15 protein-coding genes are annotated in these 17,469 nt (G+C 67.2%); 6 read left to right on the forward strand and 9 right to left on the reverse strand.

Features of this window, described 5'->3' with window-relative positions; genetic code table 11:
• Positions 1-26: 26 nt before the first annotated feature.
• The 4 genes from EGM71_RS20240 (at position 27) to EGM71_RS20255 (ending at position 5,372) form a co-directional block, all read left to right on the forward strand.
• Positions 27-1,148, forward strand: coding sequence for a hypothetical protein (locus tag EGM71_RS20240; protein WP_188486733.1), 1,122 nt, complete (start codon positions 27-29; stop codon positions 1,146-1,148).
• 37 nt (positions 1,149-1,185) lie between these two features.
• Positions 1,186-2,802, forward strand: a complete 1,617-nt coding sequence (locus EGM71_RS20245) for a hypothetical protein (protein ID WP_188486735.1) — start codon at positions 1,186-1,188, stop codon at positions 2,800-2,802.
• 54 nt (positions 2,803-2,856) lie between these two features.
• Complete coding sequence (gene hemF / locus EGM71_RS20250; RefSeq protein WP_188486737.1) at positions 2,857-3,753, forward strand: oxygen-dependent coproporphyrinogen oxidase; 897 nt, start codon at positions 2,857-2,859, stop codon at positions 3,751-3,753.
• A 98-nt stretch (positions 3,754-3,851) separates the two neighbouring features.
• On the forward strand, positions 3,852-5,372 hold the full coding sequence (locus tag EGM71_RS20255) for a hypothetical protein (RefSeq protein ID WP_188486739.1): 1,521 nt from the start codon (positions 3,852-3,854) through the stop codon (positions 5,370-5,372).
• Between the two features lie 77 nt (positions 5,373-5,449).
• On the opposite strand, the gene EGM71_RS20260 is transcribed toward EGM71_RS20255, so the two are convergent.
• The gene (locus tag EGM71_RS20260; protein ID WP_188486741.1) at positions 5,450-5,929 is read right to left on the reverse strand and encodes a DUF421 domain-containing protein; all 480 of its coding nucleotides are present in this window, start codon (positions 5,927-5,929) and stop codon (positions 5,450-5,452) included.
• A 372-nt stretch (positions 5,930-6,301) separates the two neighbouring features.
• Positions 6,302-9,076: a DNA polymerase I gene (gene polA / locus EGM71_RS20265; RefSeq protein ID WP_188486743.1), complete on the reverse strand. Its 2,775-nt coding sequence runs from the start codon at positions 9,074-9,076 to the stop codon at positions 6,302-6,304.
• A 98-nt stretch (positions 9,077-9,174) separates the two neighbouring features.
• On the opposite strand from polA, the gene EGM71_RS20270 reads away from it, so the two are divergent.
• Entirely contained in the window at positions 9,175-9,459 is a 285-nt protein-coding gene (locus EGM71_RS20270) for a DUF2782 domain-containing protein (protein ID WP_014038952.1), read from the forward strand.
• Between the two features lie 225 nt (positions 9,460-9,684).
• Here EGM71_RS20270 and EGM71_RS20275 read toward each other — a convergent pair whose 3' ends face one another.
• On the reverse strand, positions 9,685-10,131 hold the full coding sequence (locus tag EGM71_RS20275) for a universal stress protein (RefSeq protein WP_005411629.1): 447 nt from the start codon (positions 10,129-10,131) through the stop codon (positions 9,685-9,687).
• 183 nt (positions 10,132-10,314) lie between these two features.
• On the opposite strand from EGM71_RS20275, the gene EGM71_RS20280 reads away from it, so the two are divergent.
• Positions 10,315-10,461, forward strand: a complete 147-nt coding sequence (locus EGM71_RS20280; RefSeq protein WP_188486745.1) for a hypothetical protein — start codon at positions 10,315-10,317, stop codon at positions 10,459-10,461.
• Between the two features lie 48 nt (positions 10,462-10,509).
• Here EGM71_RS20280 and EGM71_RS20285 read toward each other — a convergent pair whose 3' ends face one another.
• The 6 genes from EGM71_RS20285 to cls all read right to left on the reverse strand — a co-directional run bounded on the left by EGM71_RS20285 (position 10,510) and on the right by cls (position 17,318).
• A complete protein-coding gene (locus tag EGM71_RS20285) occupies positions 10,510-11,064 on the reverse strand; it encodes a hypothetical protein (protein ID WP_188486746.1) in 555 nt (184 codons plus the stop codon).
• Between the two features lie 85 nt (positions 11,065-11,149).
• Complete coding sequence (locus EGM71_RS20290; protein ID WP_032129196.1) at positions 11,150-11,476, reverse strand: low molecular weight protein tyrosine phosphatase family protein; 327 nt, start codon at positions 11,474-11,476, stop codon at positions 11,150-11,152.
• A gap of 107 nt (positions 11,477-11,583) precedes the next feature.
• Positions 11,584-12,051, reverse strand: coding sequence for a DUF695 domain-containing protein (locus EGM71_RS20295; RefSeq protein WP_188486748.1), 468 nt, complete (start codon positions 12,049-12,051; stop codon positions 11,584-11,586).
• 179 nt (positions 12,052-12,230) lie between these two features.
• Positions 12,231-14,423, reverse strand: coding sequence for a DNA helicase II (uvrD, locus tag EGM71_RS20300; protein ID WP_049398649.1), 2,193 nt, complete (start codon positions 14,421-14,423; stop codon positions 12,231-12,233).
• A 9-nt stretch (positions 14,424-14,432) separates the two neighbouring features.
• Entirely contained in the window at positions 14,433-15,854 is a 1,422-nt protein-coding gene (locus EGM71_RS20305; protein ID WP_188486750.1) for an FAD/NAD(P)-binding protein, read from the reverse strand.
• 45 nt (positions 15,855-15,899) lie between these two features.
• A complete protein-coding gene (gene cls, locus EGM71_RS20310) occupies positions 15,900-17,318 on the reverse strand; it encodes a cardiolipin synthase (protein WP_188489927.1) in 1,419 nt (472 codons plus the stop codon).
• Positions 17,319-17,469 lie beyond the last annotated feature (151 nt).

Genomic DNA, 17,469 nt, shown 5'->3' on the forward strand with positions numbered 1-17,469 from the left:
GATTCCCGCTCGACAAGGACCGTCGCATGCGCTTGCTGACTCTTTTCCCTGCCCTGTTGCTGTTCGCCGCGCTGCCTGCCAGCGCCGATGCGCTGCGCTGTGGCGAGTATCGCAGCCTCGATGACGGCATGGCACTGGTGTTCACCAGCCCCAGCAGCGGCTACCGCCACAACGGCATCGGTGAGCCGGAGCCGCTGTGGGTCGATCGCAGTGCGGCACAGACCCGCCTGGTCATGCTCGACGATGGCGTGGCGGAATCGATCCGGATCAGCGCCGATGGGCAGCGCATCGAGGACAGCGTGACGGTGGTCTACACCTTGCGCCAGTCCCGGGCCTGCACCGCCGAACCCAGCGCTGTGGCCGGCAGCTGCCGCGCTGCTGGCAGCTACTGCATGGTGCAGCTGCCAACGGCCTCGCCCGGCCAGGCCAGGCGCGCCTGCGACGAGGGTGTGGGCGCCGGTTGCTCGGCGCTGCTGCAGCAGAGGCTCGAAAGCAACACCGCGGCCGCGACCAATGGCGCCGGCAGTGCGCGCTTCGAGCGCCCGCCAGCCTGCCGCGAGCACGCCCCCACCCACGATCCTCAGGTCTGCGAAGCGCTGACCGACGATGATCTGGCTGCCGCCATGCGACGGGTTGATCAGCGCCTGGAACGGGCCGAGAAGGCACCGGAGGGACCGCCGTTGCCCCTGGCGGCACTGCAACAGCTGCAGCAGCTTTGCCTGCAACACCGTGGTGGCCGCTTCTGCGTCGAAGTAGCCGCGCAACAGTTGGACGCGCTGCAACCTGCGTTGGCGGTGCAGGCCCTGCAGGTGGTCTGCGATGCTGGACGCATCAGTGCCTGCGAACGTACCGCGCCGCTGCGTGAACTCGGCGCCGATCTGCGCCTGGTGCCGCTGCAGCGGGTGCCGTGTGGCCGCTACCAGGCCGACGGTGGCCAGTTCGACAGTTTCGACTTCGGCGATGGCACGCAGGCCCGCCTGCACGAAGGCGCCGTCCAGCTGCAACAGAACGGCGAAACGTTCGTACTGCGCCAGCTCGGCAACGGCGACCTGCTCGGCATGGACAACCAGACGGCCTACCAGCGTTACCAGCCCGTGCCAGGCACGGCACACTGCACGCCCCCGCGCGAGGGCCATGGTTCGCCGTAGCGCCTGGAGTTTCCCGTTCGATCGTCAAGGAGACGACATGCATTCACCCGCACCGCGCCGCCGCTGGCTGGCCTGGGCCTTGCTGCTGGCCGCGCCGATGGCCGCCGCACAGTCACCGCAATGCGGCCTGTTCAAGGCCGACGAAGGCAGCGGCACGCTGCGCATCAGCTCACCCAACCGTGGCGAGCAGAAGCACTTCGGCAGTGCGCCGTCTCCGGTCGTGTTCCAGCAGATCGATGGAACGCTGCAACTGGTGAACCTGGAGTACGGCCTGCCCAGTGCCCTGCAGGTGCGCGATCGTGGCCGCACGGTCGAGGTGGATGGCACGGTCTACCTCCTGCAGACCCCCGCACAGTGCGCCGCAGCGGCCATACCGGCTGAAGGCAGCTGCCTGGCCGATGCGGCGGCGTGCCTGGACAACCGTCGCGAAGCGACCCCGGCCGCCCTGGAAGCGGGGTGTCGCGAGGGCGTGCCCGGCATGTGCCTGCAACTGGCTGATCGTTGGCACGAGGAGGCCAAACCTACGGTCGAGGCCGATCCCGCCCTGGCAAAGGCAGCGCTCGACGCCGCCTTGTCTGGCATCAAACTCCCCGCCGCCTGCAACAACGGTGGCTTCGAACAGGGAACCCCGGCGTGTGCCGCCGCACTCGAGGCCGACCCGGCAGTGCAGGAGCAGCTGGTCAAGGCGGCGATGACGGCAGCCATGACCGAAGCCATGGTGACGATGACGGCGCCGACCGTGCCGGTGATCATTCCGGTCGAGCGGCGGCAACAGTTGTTGCGGCTGTGCCGCGAGGTACCGCATGGCGGCTTCTGCACCCGCGTAGCTGAGCTGTCCTGGGAGGCGGGAGATCCCCTGCAGGCAGTGCAGGCCCTGGCTGCAGCCTGCACACCTGGCAATGACACCGCCACCTGCGAACGCCTGCCGGCGTTGCAGGCGGTGGGCGCATCGTTGCAGCCGCAACCGGCAACGGCCTTGCCCTGCGGCAACTACCGGGCCGACGGCGGCCTGATGGACACGCTGGACTTCGGCGATGCCGGCCTGGTTGGCGTTGGCTGGAACAGCCATCTTCGCGCGCGCGTCGAAGAGGGCGACATCCGCATCCATCACGACAGGGACGGTGACTTCGTGCTGCGCCCGCTGCCGGGCGGGCAGTTGCTGGGGCTGGATAACTGGACCCGTTTCCAGGTGTTCACCCCCACTGGCGAGGGCCCGAGCCGCTGCAGTGCACCGAAGCAGTTCAGGGTGCTGCCACTGCCGCAGGATTGCCCGCTGGCGCTGGCCAACGAGGGCGGTGCCGAAGCCTGCTGTGCCCAGGGCAAGCTGCAGGGCTGCAACATTCTCGGCAACCGCCTTGCGCTGTCCGGAAACTGGCTGCAGGCCGCCGAGCACTACACCACGATCTGCCGCGCTGGCGTCCGCGAGGGCTGCGAGAACCTGGTCACCGCTCAGGGCAACGGTGCGGATGTGGACGTACGGGCAACCCTGGAGCAGCTGTGCAAGGCCGACCGCAGCGGCCTGCATGTGGCCTGCGACGTGCTCGGAACCCAGAACTGGGAGCTGATCACGCTGGGTGGTGCCCTGCAGAAGGCGGTTGACGAGGCGGCCGTGGACGACGCTCCGGCGCCGCGCAATTCCAACCGCAAGCGCTGAGCCCGCCAGGACCTGTCCGCTGCGTCGGGCGGGCCCTGCGGTAAAGTACGCGCCATGAACGAATTCGAGCGCGTACGCGCCTACCTCACCGACCTGCAGGACCGCATCTGTGCGGCGATCGAGGCCGTCGATGGCCAGGCCCGCTTCCAGGAAGACCTGTGGCAGCGGGCCGAGGGCGGTGGCGGACGTACCCGCGTACTGCGCGATGGCGCAGTGTTCGAGCAGGCCGGCATCGGCTTCTCCGACGTGGCCGGCAGCCGCCTGCCGCCGTCGGCCTCGGCCAACCGCCCGGAACTGGCCGGCGCCTCCTGGCGCGCTACCGGCGTGTCGCTGGTGTTCCACCCGCTCAACCCCTATGTGCCGACCACCCATGCCAACGTGCGCTTCTTCCAGGCGCAGCGCGACGGCGAAGTGGTGGCCAGCTGGTTCGGTGGTGGCTTCGACCTGACCCCGTTCTATCCGTTCGACGAAGACGTGCAGCACTGGCACCGGGTCGCACGCGACCTGTGCACACCCTTCGGCGACGAACGCTACGCCGCGCACAAGCGCTGGTGCGATGAGTATTTCTTCCTGCGCCATCGCAATGAAACGCGCGGCGTCGGTGGCCTGTTCTTCGACGACCTGCACGGCGACTTCGAGCGCGATTTCGATTACCTGCGCGCGGTCGGCGATGGCTTCCTCGACGCCTACCTGCCGATCGTGCGGCAGCGCAAGGACGCCGTATACGGCGAGCGCGAACGCGAGTTCCAGCTGTACCGCCGTGGCCGCTACGTGGAATTCAACCTGGTCTACGACCGCGGCACCCTGTTCGGGCTGCAGAGCGGTGGCCGCAGCGAAAGCATCCTGATGAGCCTGCCGCCGCGGGTGCGTTGGGAGTACGGCTTCAACCCGGAGGGCGGCAGCGCCGAGGCGCGCCTGGCCGACTACCTGGTGCCGCGCGACTGGCTCTGATCTTCCGACGCCACGCCTGACGCGTGGCGCCTTCCCCGCCTGTAGTGCGTCCAGCACCGGACAGGTCCTGCTCTGCCTCCTTCAAGGATGATGCCCCAATGCCTGTCGCTGTTTCCTTCCGTCCCCGCGCTGCGGGCTGGCGCTCCCTGCTGTTGCTTGCACTGGCCTCAGCCGCGCTGCCGGCATCGGCGCAGTCAATGGCCTGTGGTACTTACACCAACAGCAGCGGCACCACCACGCTGACCCTCGAGAGCGAGGGTCACGGCCACCTGTCCGGTCCCTACCAGGCCACCGAAGAACTGCGCGTGGCCCGCGAGCAGGACGTGCTCGGCACCGGCAACCTGAGCACCGGCCGCCTGGAAAACTGGTTCTTCGAGAACGACGACCGCAACATCGTCACGCCCTATGGCGAGTTCACCCGCCAGCGCTCCGCGGCCTGCAAGGCGATGCCGGAACCGATCGAGGGCGGCTGCGTGATGAATACCTCCGACTGCCTGGAGGCGTTGCCCGAGGCCGCGCCGCCGAAGCTGCACGCCTGGTGCGCCGAAGGCGTGGGCGCGGCCTGCGTGCAGTTGCTGGAAACCTACCAGCAGCAGGCCAAGGACGCGGCCCCGAAGGCCACGCGGGCAGAGCCACCGATGCCTGAGCTCTGCAAGGAAGATTCCCCATCGTTCGACGCAGAAGGATGCGAAGCGATGGCCTCAGTGGTGGCCTGGGAGCAGATGGGCAAGCTGGTGTTCGGGCTGGAACACGCGATGGCGCCACTGCTGCCGGCCGCGCAGCTCGATGAATTGTCTGCGCTGTGCCGGCAGCAGCACGGTGAGACGTTCTGCAGCAAGGTCGCCGATGTACTGTGGAGCGCCGGGCGCACGCTGCAGGCCCGCGACGCGGTGCAGCTGGCCTGCGCACAGCGCGCGGAGGCGTCCGAGTGCGAGACCGCCAGACGTCTCGCGGTGCTGGACACGGTGCCGGCCACGGCGCTGGCACCGGTGCCGGCCATCACCCTGCCCTGCGGCCGCTACGAAGCCGAGCACAGCGTGCTCTCGCAGCTGAACTTCCTCGACGGCGGCGTGGTCGATGTCGAGGGCCGCAGCCAGCGCCTGCGCGCCAGCCTGGAAGGCGGACGCATCCTGATCCGCCGCGACGTCGGCAGCGACTTTGTGCTGCAGGCGCTGCAGAACGGCAACCTGATCGGAATCGACAGCGGCAACCGCTTCGCCTACTACCAGCGCAAGCCCTCTGCCGGCGGGGCCAGCTGCAAGCCGCCGGTGGCCTTCGTGGAGATCCCGCTGCCGCTGGACTGCCCGACCCTGGCCCGCAAGGACGGCGCCAAGGCCTGCTGCACCGATGGCAAGCTGCTGGGCTGCAAGGTGGCCGGCGAAGCGCTGTTCAAGGACGAACAATGGGCCGCGTCGCAGCCCTATTTCGAGACCCTGTGCAGTGCGGGCGTACGCGAAGGTTGTCTGGCACTGGCCGCGGTGTATGCGCACACGGCGGACCCGAAGGTGCCGCAGGCCATGGCGGCGATCTGCGCGAAGGACGGCAAGGGCACGCATGTGGCCTGCGATGTGGACGCCACCCGCAACTGGCCGGCACTGAAGGCTGAAGCCGCTCCCTGACGCCCGGCACCTGTAGCGCCGGGCGCATGCCCGGCTCCGGTCGCAAGGCAGCCGAGCCTGGGCTCGGCGCTACAAGGTCAGGCGCTCTTCCTGGGAATGATGGTGATGTGCCCGTTGATCTCCAGCAGGGCCAGCTCGACATCCTCCACGCCCAGGCAGCCCTGCTGGCGCATGGCGGCTTCGAAATCCGAGCGGGTGACCTGTTCGCGACGCAGAACGGCGTCGAACAGGCGCCCATCGCGCGCGATCACCACCGGTTCCCCCTCGACCAGGCGTTCAATCCGCCGGCTGCGGGTGCTCACCCAGCCCACCCCGTAGTTGAGCAGGATCAGGGTCGCCGCCAGCAGCAGGCCACCGCCCAGCGAGGTGTCGGTACCCAGCAGCGCGTTCTGCACCGCATTGCCCAGCAGCACGACCAGCAGCACGTCGAACGGGGTGATCTGCCCCAGCGGGCGCTTGCCGCTGAGCCGGACCATGCCCAGCACCACGACATACACCACCACCGCGCGCAGGATGAATTCCCACCACGGCATCGCCAGTGCGAACAGATCGGGCATTGCGGGTTCCCCTGCTGGACAGTATCCCAGCCTAGCACCTGGGGTCAGATCCCTTTGCCCACCGGGCGAAGGGATCTGACCCCATCCGAGAGGTTCCGGCGGCACAAATAAAAAGCCCCGCTGACCAGGGGGAGGTCAACGGGGCCGGGGAACGGGCACTTGGGGAGGAGTCCCCGTTCCGAGATCTGCTCCAGGGGATGGGAGAGATCCACAACAGGCATTGCGCCTGTCGAGAGTTATAGAAGCACTCCGAACACTAACGGTTCGTGAAGGGGCCCCATTTAATGAATTTCAATCGGGGCAACATTCATGGTCGAGTCAGAAACCCCCGACTCATGAACAAATTCACGTCGTTTTCGGCCTGAAATGCCGTCAGTGCGCTTCGTCCCAGTTGTTGCCGATGCCCGTATCGACCACCAGCGGCACCCGCAGTTTGGCCGCTTGCGACATGCGCTCCACCACCTGCAAACGCAAGTCTTCAACGAAACTGCTTTCGGTTTCGAAGACCAGTTCATCGTGCACCTGCAGGATCATCCGTGCCGGTGCCCCGCTGTCGCGCAGCCACTGGTCCACATCCACCATCGCGCGCTTGATGATGTCGGCGGCGGTGCCCTGCATCGGCGCGTTGATCGCCGCGCGCTCGGCACCTGCGCGCAGGCCCTGGTTGCGGGCGTGGATGTCGTTCAGGTACAGGCGGCGGCCGAACAGGGTTTCCACGTAACCCTGGTCACGGGCCTGCTGGCGCATCCGCTCCATGAAGTCGCGCACGCCCGGGTAGCGGCTGAAGTACAGCGCCACATAGTCCTGTGCCTGGCCACGGTCGATGCCCAGGTTGCGGGCCAGGCCGAAGGCGCTCATGCCGTACATCAGGCCGAAATTGATCGCCTTGGCGGCGCGGCGCTCGTTCGGGGTCACCTCCTCCAGCGTGCGCCCGAACACCTCGGCGGCGGTGGCACGGTGCACGTCGGCGCCCTGCTCGAAGGCACGCACCAGGCCCGGGTCTTCGGACAGGTGGGCCATGATCCGCAGCTCGATCTGCGAATAGTCGGCCGCCAGCAGCTGGAAGCCCTCCGGGGCGATGAACGCGCGGCGGATGCGGCGGCCGTCCTCGGTGCGGATCGGGATGTTCTGCAGGTTCGGGTCCGACGAGGACAGGCGGCCGGTGGCAGCACCGGACTGGTGGTAGCTGGTATGCACCCGGCCGGTGTCCGGGTTGACCATCTCCGGCAGCTTGTCGGTGTAGGTGCTGCGCAGCTTGGCCAGGCCCCGGTAGTCGAGGATCACCCGCGGCAGCTCGTGCTGGTCGGCAATCGCCTCCAGTGCTTCTTCATTGGTGCTGGGCTGGCCCTTCGGAGTCTTCACCACCGCCGGCAGCTTCAGCTCGTCGAACAGCACCGCCTGCAACTGCTTGGGCGAATCCAGGTTGAAGCTGCGACCGGCCAGCTCGGTGGCCTTCTGCTGCGCGGCCAGCATGCGCGAGGACAGGTCCTGGCTCTGCCGACGCAGTTCGTCAGTGTCGATCCGCACGCCGTTGGCTTCGATCGTGGTCAGCACCGGCACCAGCGGCATCTCGATGTCGCGGTACACGCTGTCCAGCGCCGGCTCGGCCAGCAGCTGCGGCTGCAGCGCGTGGTGCAGGCGCAGGGTGACGTCGGCGTCCTCGGCCGCATAGCGGCTGGCTTCGTCGATGCCCACCTGCGAGAACGGAATCTGCTTGGCACCCTTGCCGGCCACGTCCTCGAACTTGATGGTGCTGTAGCCCAGGTAGCGCAGGGCCAGCGAATCCATGTCGTGGCGGGTGGCGGTGGAGTTGAGCACGAAGCTCTCGAGCATGGTGTCGTCGTGGTAGCCCTGCACCTCCACGCCGTGGCGGCGCAGCACATGCAGGTCGTACTTGCCATGCTGGCCCAGCTTCTTCTTCGCCGGGTCCTGCAGCACCGGGCGCAGAGCATCGAGCACCTGCTGCATCGGCAGCTGGGCCGGCGCACCCGGGTAATCGTGGCCGACCGGAATGTAGGCCGCCTTGCCCGGCTCGACTGCCAGGCTGACGCCGACCAGGCGCGCGCGCATCGCGTCCAGCGCATCGGTTTCGGTATCGAAGCTGATCAGCTCGGCGTGCTGCAGGCGCTCGACCCAGGCCTGCAGCTGCTCGCTGGTCAGCACGGTCTCGTATTCACCCGGCGCGGCCAACGCCGGATCCAGCGTGCCCGCGGCGGGCGCCTCGGCGCTGCCACGGGCGAAGCCGGCGGCGGTGCCACGCAGGCTCGGGGTGGCTTCGCTGGCCGCTGCCGGTGCCGGCAGCGGTGCACCCAGTTCCTTCAGCGCCTGGGTGAAGCCATAACGCGTATACAGTTCGGTCAGCTCCGGCACGTCCTGATCGCGCAGGGCCAGCGTGGTCGGGCCGGCGTCCAGCTCCACGTCGGTGCGGATGGTCACCAGCTCACGGTTCAGCGGCAGGCGCTCCAGCGCAGCGCGCAGGTTCTCGCCGATCTTGCCCTTCATGGTCGGCGCGGCCGCCATCACCCCGTCCAGGTGCTGGTACTCGGCCAGCCACTTGGCAGCGGTCTTCGGGCCGCACTTCTCCACGCCCGGCACGTTGTCGACGGTGTCGCCCATCAGCGCCAGCAGGTCGATGATCTGGTCGGCGCGCACGCCGAACTTGTCCATCACCGCCGCGTCCGAATCCATGCGGCTGCCGGTCATGGTGTTGACCAGCTCGATACCCGGGCGCACCAGCTGGGCGAAATCCTTGTCGCCGGTGGAAATGGTCACCTTCAGGTCCTGCGCCACGCCCTGCAGGGCCAGCGTGCCGATCACATCGTCGGCCTCCACGCCGGGAATGCGCAGGATGCTGATGCCCAGCGCTTCGACGATGCGGCACATCGGCTCGACCTGGCTGCGCAGCTCATCGGGCATCGGCGGGCGGTTGGCCTTGTACTGGTCGTACAGGTCGTCGCGGAAGGTCTTGCCCGGCGCATCGACCACGAACGCCACGTAGGCCGGGCGCTCCTTCAGCGTCGAACGCAGCATGTTGACCACGCCGAACAGCGCGCCGGTGGGTTCACCCTGTGCATTGGACAGGGGCGGCAGCGCGTGGAACGCGCGGTACAGGTAACTGGACCCGTCGATCAGGACTAATCTGCTCATGGGCCGATTCTACGCGCCCGTGCCTGCATCGCGGCGACACGGCAGGCACCCGGCGATGGGGCATAATCAGGGCTCTTACCAGGCAAAGGCTCCCGCCGATGAAGACCCTGATGCTGGCTTCCCTGCTCCTGCTCGCTGGCTGCGCCAGCATGGGTGGCGCAGGCGCTCCCCCGGTGGACGTCAAGGGCGCGGATGTGTCCAAGCGCACCATGGACAACGGCGACACCATCGAGGAATACCGTGTGTCCGGCCAGCTGCGCATGGTCAAGGTGACCCCGTCGCGCGGTGCCCCGTTCTACATGTACGACAAGAACGGCGACGGCCGCATGGACAACGACAAGGACGGCGTGTCGCCGGTGTACTGGAAGCTGTACAGCTGGTGATGTGACCGGGGTCGGATCCCTTTCCACAGGAAACGGCTCTGACCCCCTCAAGGCGATCGGCACGGCCCATCCACGCATGGCGTGGATCTACCGGGACAACGAACGTGGATCCACGCCATGCGTGGATATGGCCTTCCCGCCCCCCCACAAAAAACAACGCCGGCGCGCATCCTGCGGCCGGCGTCGGGTCCCCTCCCCGGGAACGCTTGAATCAGTGGGTGTGGATCAGCGGATGACCAGTACCGGCAGGGTGCTGCGCGCCAGCACTTCGGCGGTCTGGCTGCCCAGCAGCACGCGGGTCACGCCACGGCGGCCGTGCGAGGTCATCACGATCAGGTCGCTGTTGCGCTCCCCTGCTGTCTCGATGATGCCGTCGGCGGCGTAGCGGTCCAGCACATGCACAGGGTTGGCGGTGATGCCCTGCTCGGCCGCCTTGGCCAACGCCGGCTGCAGCACCTTCTGTGCACCTTCCTCGCGGTCGGCCTTGTACTCGGGGCTGTTCATGTAGCCCACGCTCCAGCCCATGGCGTCGTACATGCCGACGGCCCACGGCTCGGAAACCGTCACGATATCGACCTCGGCATTGAGGTCCTTGGCCAGCTCCAGGCCCTTGGCCAGGCCCTTGTCGGCCAGCTCGGACCCGTCGGTGGCAATCAGGATGCGCTTGTACATGGTGGGGCTCCGTGGCGGTCTGCCAGATGGGAACAACACCATTGCACACCGGATGTGCAGGCCGCGCCTTGAGCAGGATCAATCCGGCGCCGTGCAGCGGCCTGTGCGCACCGCCAGCTTGCGTACCCACTGACCGCGGCGCATGCTGACCAAGCGGTATCGGGCCGCCCCGGGAGAACGTTGATGCAGGACAGCAAGCCGACATCACAAAGCACCCTCAGGATCATCCTGTGGAGCCTCGCCGCCACCTTCGCCCTGTTCTGCGGCGGCTATTACCTGGGCAAGGATCTTGCCCAGCGCGACAACGCCCGGCAGTCAGCCGGCCGATAACCTGCTTCTGTAGAGCCGAGCCCATGCTCGGCTCCACAGTTGAACGTCTCAGGCGATCTGCACCACGCGTGCGTTCTGGCACAGCGGATAGCTGCCCACGAATTCGGCAATCGCATCACGCATCGCTTCGAACGATTCGCCGTACATGTACAGCGCGGTCTCGGTCGGGCCCTGCCACCAGCTGCAGATCTCGCCCAGGCCGTCGATGTTCTCGGACAGCTGCTCGAACACGTGGTTGGAATCGCACTGCTCGTAGACTTCGTCCGGCAGGTTCAGGCCATCCAGGTAGATGCCCAGGCCTTCGGTCACGCCGAAGGCGCGATCAACCTCGTCCGCACGCTGCACCTGCGAACCCTTCGGCGCACCCAGCTGTTCCAGCAGGTCGATCAGCTTCGGCACGCCATCGGCATCGACCAGCGCCACTTCGATATCGCCGTACTCGACCTCGCCCAGGTCGGAGATCGCGGTACCGCCGCCGACGATCTCGCCGATCTCGGCGGCCTGCATCAATGCGTCGAGCGGATCCTCGAACAGTTCGTGGCGATGCTCCGGCTGCAGCCGGGCGTTCAACTTCACGGTGACGTGCAGCGTGGGTTCGGTCATGGGGGCGTTCCTGGAAGATGTCAGGCCCCATTGTAGAGTCGAAGGTAGCGGCAGGAGCCGCTGCCCTCGGCTCTACAACAGCCTGTCAACGCAGGAACGGCGTGACCTTGCGCTTCAGCAACTCCACCAGCACCGGGTCCATGTAGTCGTAGTCGTCCGGGATATCCAGGACGATCACCCGCTTGCCCTTCAGCCATGCCTTGTAGCGGCTGGACAGCCGGTTGCGGTGGGCGCGCTCCATCACGAACACGATATCGGCCCACTGCAGCAGCTCGGGGCTGAGCACTTCCTCGGCATCGGCCAGCAGCCCGGCCGAGGCGGTCTCGATGCCTGGCCAATCGGCGAACACCTGCTCGGCGGTGGGGCTGCGCAGGCGGTTCTGGCTGCAGAGGAAGAGCACGTTGCGGGTCATGCCCGCAGCCTAATGGGGGTCAGATCCCTTTTCCAACGGGAAAGGGCTCTGACCCCACGGAGTACTTCGGCGAATCGGCATAACTCTCTCGCTTGCTGCCCCGCCTTTTAGAGGCAATCCTCCGGGACGATGTCCTGAAAAAAGTGGCTCCACCCAGGATCGAACCAGATGTCCGGTGTGGATGCCTCATTTGAATGATTGATGGCAATCGTGCTGAAGCGCTGGACAAACTGCTCGGAATTCTTCGCATAGAAGACCCACTTGCGAACACCGGCGTTTGTGATGACTGCAACAAGCACGCCGAGGACGTCGCGCTCCACCTCATCGACCAAGGCAGCCTCGAAGTTGTTCATGGCTATCAATTCATCCGGTGATGGCATGCCGCTCGGGTGCTCGGAGTAGCTCCATTGGGCGATGATGAGATGCGGATGATTGGATAGATCTACATTACGGGTGAGCTGCGATCTATAGCGAATGAGAAGCGGTGTACCCATGTACTCACCCTCACCCCCATTCCATGCATCGCATTCAGTAAGAAGGCGAGTATCCATATGCCTATGGTTATTCAAAGTCATGGCGAGTACTCGCTCAGAGTGGCTGGTGGACCCTCAAAGCTATCGCTGCAGATCATCAGAAACCATAAGAATCATTGCAAAAAATCACGGAGAGCCGTTTCTGCCACAGAGAAAAGTCCGCCGTGAACAACCGGGGGCAGAGCCCTCCCTGCAGGAGGGATCCGACCCCTCGACGGTGATCAGATCACCGTCAGGTTGGCGTAGGCCATCACCAGCCACTTGCTGCCGGCGTCGGCGAACTCGACCTGCACGCGGGCGTGGGCGCCGTTGCCTTCGTAGTCGGTCACCATGCCTTCGCCGAACTTGGGATGGGTAACCAGCGCGCCGAGCTTGATCGGCGGTGCCTCGATCGAGGCATGGCCCATCACCCGGCTGGCGCCCATCGAGGCCGGCCGCGAGACCTGCACCTTCGGGCGGACTTCGTGCAGCAGCTCGCGCGGGATCTCGCGCAGGAAGCGCGACGGCAGGCTGTAGTTGTCCTGGCCATGGATGCGGCGCGATTCGGCATAGCTCAGCACCAGCTTCTGGCGCGCGCGGGTGATGCCGACGTAGGCCAGGCGGCGCTCTTCTTCCAGCCGCCCGCTTTCCTCCAGCGAACGTGCGCTGGGGAACAGGCCTTCTTCCAGGCCGGCCAGGAACACCAGCGGGAATTCCAGGCCCTTGGCCGAGTGCAGGGTCATCAGCTGCACGCCGTCCTCGCCCGCCTGCGCCTGGCCTTCACCGGCCTCCAGCGCGGCATAGGCCAGGAACGCGACCAGCTCGTCCATGTCCTCGCCCACTTCCTCGATGTCGTCGGCGCGGCGCACGAAGCGCGAGGCCACCGAGACCAGTTCGTCGAGGTTATCGGTACGCGATTCCGAGTCCAGCGCGTTGCGGCTTTCCTTGCTCCAGTGCTCGCGCAGCTGCGAGCGGGCCAGCACGTGGTCCACGCGCTCGGCCAGGGTCATGTGCAGAGTCTGCGCCTGCAGCTCGTTGACCAGCACCAGGAAGCCGGCCAGCGCATTGCGCGCACGTGCGGCTAGCGCGCTGCCCTGGGTGACCAGCATGGTCGCTTCCCACAGCGAGATGCCCTGCGCTCGCGCCTCGCGGCGCACTTCGTCCAGCGTGCGGTCACCGATGCCACGGGTGGGCGTGTTGACCGCGCGCTCGAACGCCGCGTCATCGTTGCGGTTGGACAGCAGGCGCAGGTAGGCCAGCGCGTCCTTGATTTCGGCACGCTCGAAGAAGCGCATGCCGCCGTACACGCGGTACGGCACCTGTTCGCTCAGCAGCGCCTCTTCCAGCGCGCGCGACTGCGCGTTGCTGCGGTAGAGCACGGCCACTTCGGTATAGCTGCCACCGTCACGCACCCACTGGCGGGCACGCTCGACGATGTAGCGCGCCTCGTCCATCTCGTTGTACGCGGCGTACAGGTCGATCGGCTCGCCGTCGCCGCTGTCGGTCCACAGCTGCTTGCCGATGCGATCCGGGTTGTGCGCGATCACCGCATTGGCAGCGCCGAGGATGTTGGCGGTGGAGCGGTAGTTCTGCTCCAGGCGGATGGTCTGCGCGCCCGGGAAGTCGCGCAGGAAGCCCTGCACGTTCTCGACCTTGGCACCGCGCCAACCGTAGATGGCCTGGTCATCGTCGCCGACCACGAACACGTGGCCGGAATCGCCGGCCAGCACGCGCACGAAGGCGTACTGGATGGCGTTGGTGTCCTGGAACTCGTCCACCAGGATTTCGCGGAAGCGCGCGCGGTAGTGCGCCAGCAGGGCCGGGTTGTCGCGCAGCAGTTCGTGCGCGCGCAGCAGCAGTTCGGCGAAGTCGACCAGGCCGGCGCGGTCGCAGCGCGCCTGGTACTCGATGTAGGCCTGGCGCATGGTTTCCAGCCACGCGTCGTGCGGTTCGGGCTGGATGTGCTGTGGGCGGCGGCCTTCGTCCTTCTGCGCGTTGATCCACCACGCGATCTGCTTGGCCGGGTACTTGCCGTCGTCCAGTTCCAGCGCCTGCACCACGCGCTTGACCAGCCGCAGCTGGTCGTCCGAGTCCATCACCTGGAAGCCTTCAGGCAGCTTCGCGTCCTGCCAGTGCAGGCGCAGCAGGCGGTTGGCCAGGCCGTGGAAGGTACCGATCCACATGCCACGGCTGCCATTGGGCAGCTGTGCGTCGATGCGGTGGCGCATTTCGCCGGCCGCCTTGTTGGTGAAGGTCACCGCGAAAATGCCGTGGGTCGGCACGCCATCGACTTCATGCAGCCAGGCGATGCGGTGGGTGAGTACGCGGGTCTTGCCGGAACCGGCACCGGCCAGCACCAGGTGGTGGCCGGGGGGAGCGGAGACGGCTTCGCGCTGGGCCGGGTTCAGGCCATCAAGCAGGTGGGAGACATCCATGCCCCCATTTTACGGCATCGCCGTCGCGGCTCCTGCGACCACCTGGGTGGCCAGTGCGTGCGCCTGCTGACGCAGTTCAGGCACCGCCAGGCTTTCCCACAGGCTGCCGATGCGCAGGCTGCCGAGCACGCCCAGCCGCGCCTGTGGCTGGCCACCGGCCGCACACAGGCGGTCGCCCGGCACCGTGCTGTCCAGGCCCAGCCCGTGCGGGCCGGGGCGGGCCAGCCCATCGGCCTGCAGCTGCTGCAGCAACGGATTGCGCAGCGCGCTGGCGCGGGTCTCCACGCCGGTAGCGTTGATCACGCCGCCGATCGTCCACTGCTGTTCATTGCCGGAGGTGTCGCGGCCAGACAACCGCAGTGCATCGCCTTCGCGCCAGACGCGTTGCAGGCGCGACCGGTGGATACGCAGCTGGCCGCTGTCCTGCAGCGCCTGCAACTGCGCATCCACCTCTTCGGCGATGCGGTGGCGATGCACGTCCCAGTAGCGCACCACATGGCGCAGGAAACGGCGCTGGTCAGCCTCGTCGAGGCTGCACCACAGCGCCTGCCCGTGCGGACGGATGCGGTCCATCACGCCCTGCCACGGCAGGCCGTCGGCCTGCGCCTGCCGAGCGAACCCGCGCAGCGCGCGCAGGCGCTGGCGCAGGTTCATCGGCAGCAGCGTGGGCGGGTCGAACGTGGGCAGGCCGCCATGCGCATGCGGCAACGGCAGCAGGCCATGGCGCGAGATCACGTGCAGCGGTCCGGTGTGGCCAGCAGCGACCAATGCCAGCACGGTGTCGGCCATGCTCAGGCCGGACCCGACAATGGCCACGGCCTGTTCGCCGGCCAGGGTACGCACGCCGTCGTAGTCCCAGGCCTCGATCACGTCGTCGGCGGGCAGTGCCTCGGCACCGGCCACCGGCAGCGGCCGCATGCTGTTGCCGGTGGCGAGCACCGCCTGCGCGGCGTGCAGCGTCTGGCCATCGCCCAGCTGCAGCAGGTAACCATGGTCATCCGGCTGCAATCCCAGCACCGGCTGCGCGATCACCTGCAGCTGCGCCGGACTGGCCGCGGTGGCCTCCTGCAGGCGCTGCTGCAGGTAGGCCGCAAAGTAGTGGCGGCATACGTAACGCTCGCCCAGCACCTCGCGCGCCTCGCCCGGGTAGGCATTGGCCGCCATCAGGTAGTCGAGGAAATCGCCGGGCTGGTCGGCAAACGCGCTCATCTTCGCCGCCGGCACGTTCAGCAGATGCTCCGGCCATGGCGTGGCGTAGGCGATGCCCTGCGCCAGCTGCGAGGCCGGTTCGAAAATGGCCAGCGCCAGCGGCGCGTGGGCTTGGCGCAGTACCTGGATCGCCACCAGCACGCCGGCCGCACCACCACCGATGATTGCCAGGTCCAGTTCGCCATTACGCGGTGAATCAGTCATGCGCCGATTGTAGGCCATCGGTGATGACGGGCCGGATTGCCGAAATGGGCGGCCGGCATTGCCTTACATCAACGCATCGGCCAGCCGTGCGATGCCCTCGCGGCTGCGCCGCCACGTGGGACGGCTGCGCCATTGCTGCAGATCCAGCTGCCGCGCTTCACGCAGGTAACCGTCCTCGATCGCGCACAGCTGCCGGACCAGCGCACGGTCGTAGCAGATCAGGCCGATCTCGGCATTCAGCGCGAACGAGCGGATATCCATGTTGATCGAGCCGAGCACGGCGATGTCCTCGTCCACGCTCATGTGCTTGGCGTGCAGGAACTGCGGTTCGTACAGGGCGATGCGCACGCCACAGCGCAGCAGCTCGTCGTAGTACGCCTCCTGCGCCCACGAGGTCAGCCGCTGGTTGTTGCTGGCCGACAGGATCAGCTGCACGTCCACCCCGGACAATGCGGCAATGCGCAGCGCGCTCAGCGTGGCTTCGTCAGGCACGAAGTACGGGGTGACCATCACCAGCCGGCGCCGCGCCAGATGAATCAGCGCCGCCACCGCATCGCGTGCGTTGCTGTAGGGATAGGCCGGGCCGCTGGGCAGCAGCTGGGTGGCGATGTCGTCGCTGCACTCGGGCACATCGGCGATCACATCCAGGCGCTGGCCGGTTTCCATGTACCAGTCGCTGGCGAACACCGCTTCCAGATGCGCCACTGCCGGGCCGCGCACGCGCGCCACCAGCTCGCGGTTCGGGTGGCCGGGCACGAACTGCGGGCCGGCCAGGTTCTGCGAACCGACATAGGCCACTTCGTTGTCGATCACCGCGATCTTGCGGTGGTTGCGCAGGTCCATGCGCCCGCTGCGGCGCCAGCGCAGGCCACCGGGCAGCATCGCGCGCACTTCGATGTCACGTGCCTGCAGGCGCTTGCTGTAAGCGCGCAGGCCGCGCTTGGCACCCACCGCGTCGAGCAGCACGCGGCACTGCACGCCACGTGCAGCCGCACGCTGCAGGGCCTCGACAATGGCCTCGCCGACCGCGTCATCGAACATCAGGTAGTACAGCAGGTGCACGCGGTCTTCGGCCTGGTCGATGTCGGCGATCAGCGTATGCAGCGATTCGTCGTAGTCGGTCAGCAGGTCGACTGCGTTGCCGTGCACCGGCATGAAATCGCCCTGGCGCTGCACCAGTGGCACGATCTCGGCGCTGGCGGTATCCGGCTGCGGGGTCCAGCGCAGGCGATGCTGCAGCGCCTGTTCCTCGCGGATCACCTGCGAGGCCTCGGCCTGGCGGCGGATGCGCTCGCGCGACAGCCACGGGTGGCCGAACAGCAGGTACAGCGGCAGGCCCAGCAGCGGCACGAAGCCGACCAGCAGCAGCCAGCTGCGCGCGGCCCCCGGCGTGGTACGGGTGGGGATCCAGCACAGCGCGACCAGCCGGATCAGCCAGTCGATCAGCAGCAGGTACGAACCCAGCAACCACTCGAACAGCATCGTGTCGCCCGTCGGGAGGTGATGGGCCATTCTGCCCACCGGCCTTTGTAGAGTCGAGCCGCGCTTGACGGCCTTGAACCAGCGTGTCGACCAAGGTCGACACCTACCAGGCGCGGAGACAGCGTGCCGACCAAGGTTGGCACCTACCGGG

This window comes from Stenotrophomonas maltophilia, assembly GCF_006970445.1.
GTDB lineage: Bacteria > Pseudomonadota > Gammaproteobacteria > Xanthomonadales > Xanthomonadaceae > Stenotrophomonas > Stenotrophomonas maltophilia_AU.

Coding starts and splice junctions, on each gene's coding strand:
- EGM71_RS20285 (WP_188486746.1), bottom strand. CDS start 11,064: ATGACCGAACCCACGCTGCACGTCACCGTGAAGTTGAACGCCCGGCTG.
- EGM71_RS20245 (WP_188486735.1), top strand. CDS start 1,186: ATGCATTCACCCGCACCGCGCCGCCGCTGGCTGGCCTGGGCCTTGCTG.
- EGM71_RS20270 (WP_014038952.1), top strand. CDS start 9,175: ATGAAGACCCTGATGCTGGCTTCCCTGCTCCTGCTCGCTGGCTGCGCC.
- EGM71_RS20305 (WP_188486750.1), bottom strand. CDS start 15,854: ATGGCCTACAATCGGCGCATGACTGATTCACCGCGTAATGGCGAACTG.
- uvrD (WP_049398649.1), bottom strand. CDS start 14,423: ATGGATGTCTCCCACCTGCTTGATGGCCTGAACCCGGCCCAGCGCGAA.
- EGM71_RS20290 (WP_032129196.1), bottom strand. CDS start 11,476: ATGACCCGCAACGTGCTCTTCCTCTGCAGCCAGAACCGCCTGCGCAGC.
- EGM71_RS20280 (WP_188486745.1), top strand. CDS start 10,315: ATGCAGGACAGCAAGCCGACATCACAAAGCACCCTCAGGATCATCCTG.
- EGM71_RS20260 (WP_188486741.1), bottom strand. CDS start 5,929: ATGCCCGATCTGTTCGCACTGGCGATGCCGTGGTGGGAATTCATCCTG.
- polA (WP_188486743.1), bottom strand. CDS start 9,076: ATGAGCAGATTAGTCCTGATCGACGGGTCCAGTTACCTGTACCGCGCG.
- EGM71_RS20255 (WP_188486739.1), top strand. CDS start 3,852: ATGCCTGTCGCTGTTTCCTTCCGTCCCCGCGCTGCGGGCTGGCGCTCC.
- EGM71_RS20240 (WP_188486733.1), top strand. CDS start 27: ATGCGCTTGCTGACTCTTTTCCCTGCCCTGTTGCTGTTCGCCGCGCTG.
- hemF (WP_188486737.1), top strand. CDS start 2,857: ATGAACGAATTCGAGCGCGTACGCGCCTACCTCACCGACCTGCAGGAC.
- cls (WP_188489927.1), bottom strand. CDS start 17,318: ATGCTGTTCGAGTGGTTGCTGGGTTCGTACCTGCTGCTGATCGACTGG.
- EGM71_RS20275 (WP_005411629.1), bottom strand. CDS start 10,131: ATGTACAAGCGCATCCTGATTGCCACCGACGGGTCCGAGCTGGCCGAC.
- EGM71_RS20295 (WP_188486748.1), bottom strand. CDS start 12,051: ATGACTTTGAATAACCATAGGCATATGGATACTCGCCTTCTTACTGAA.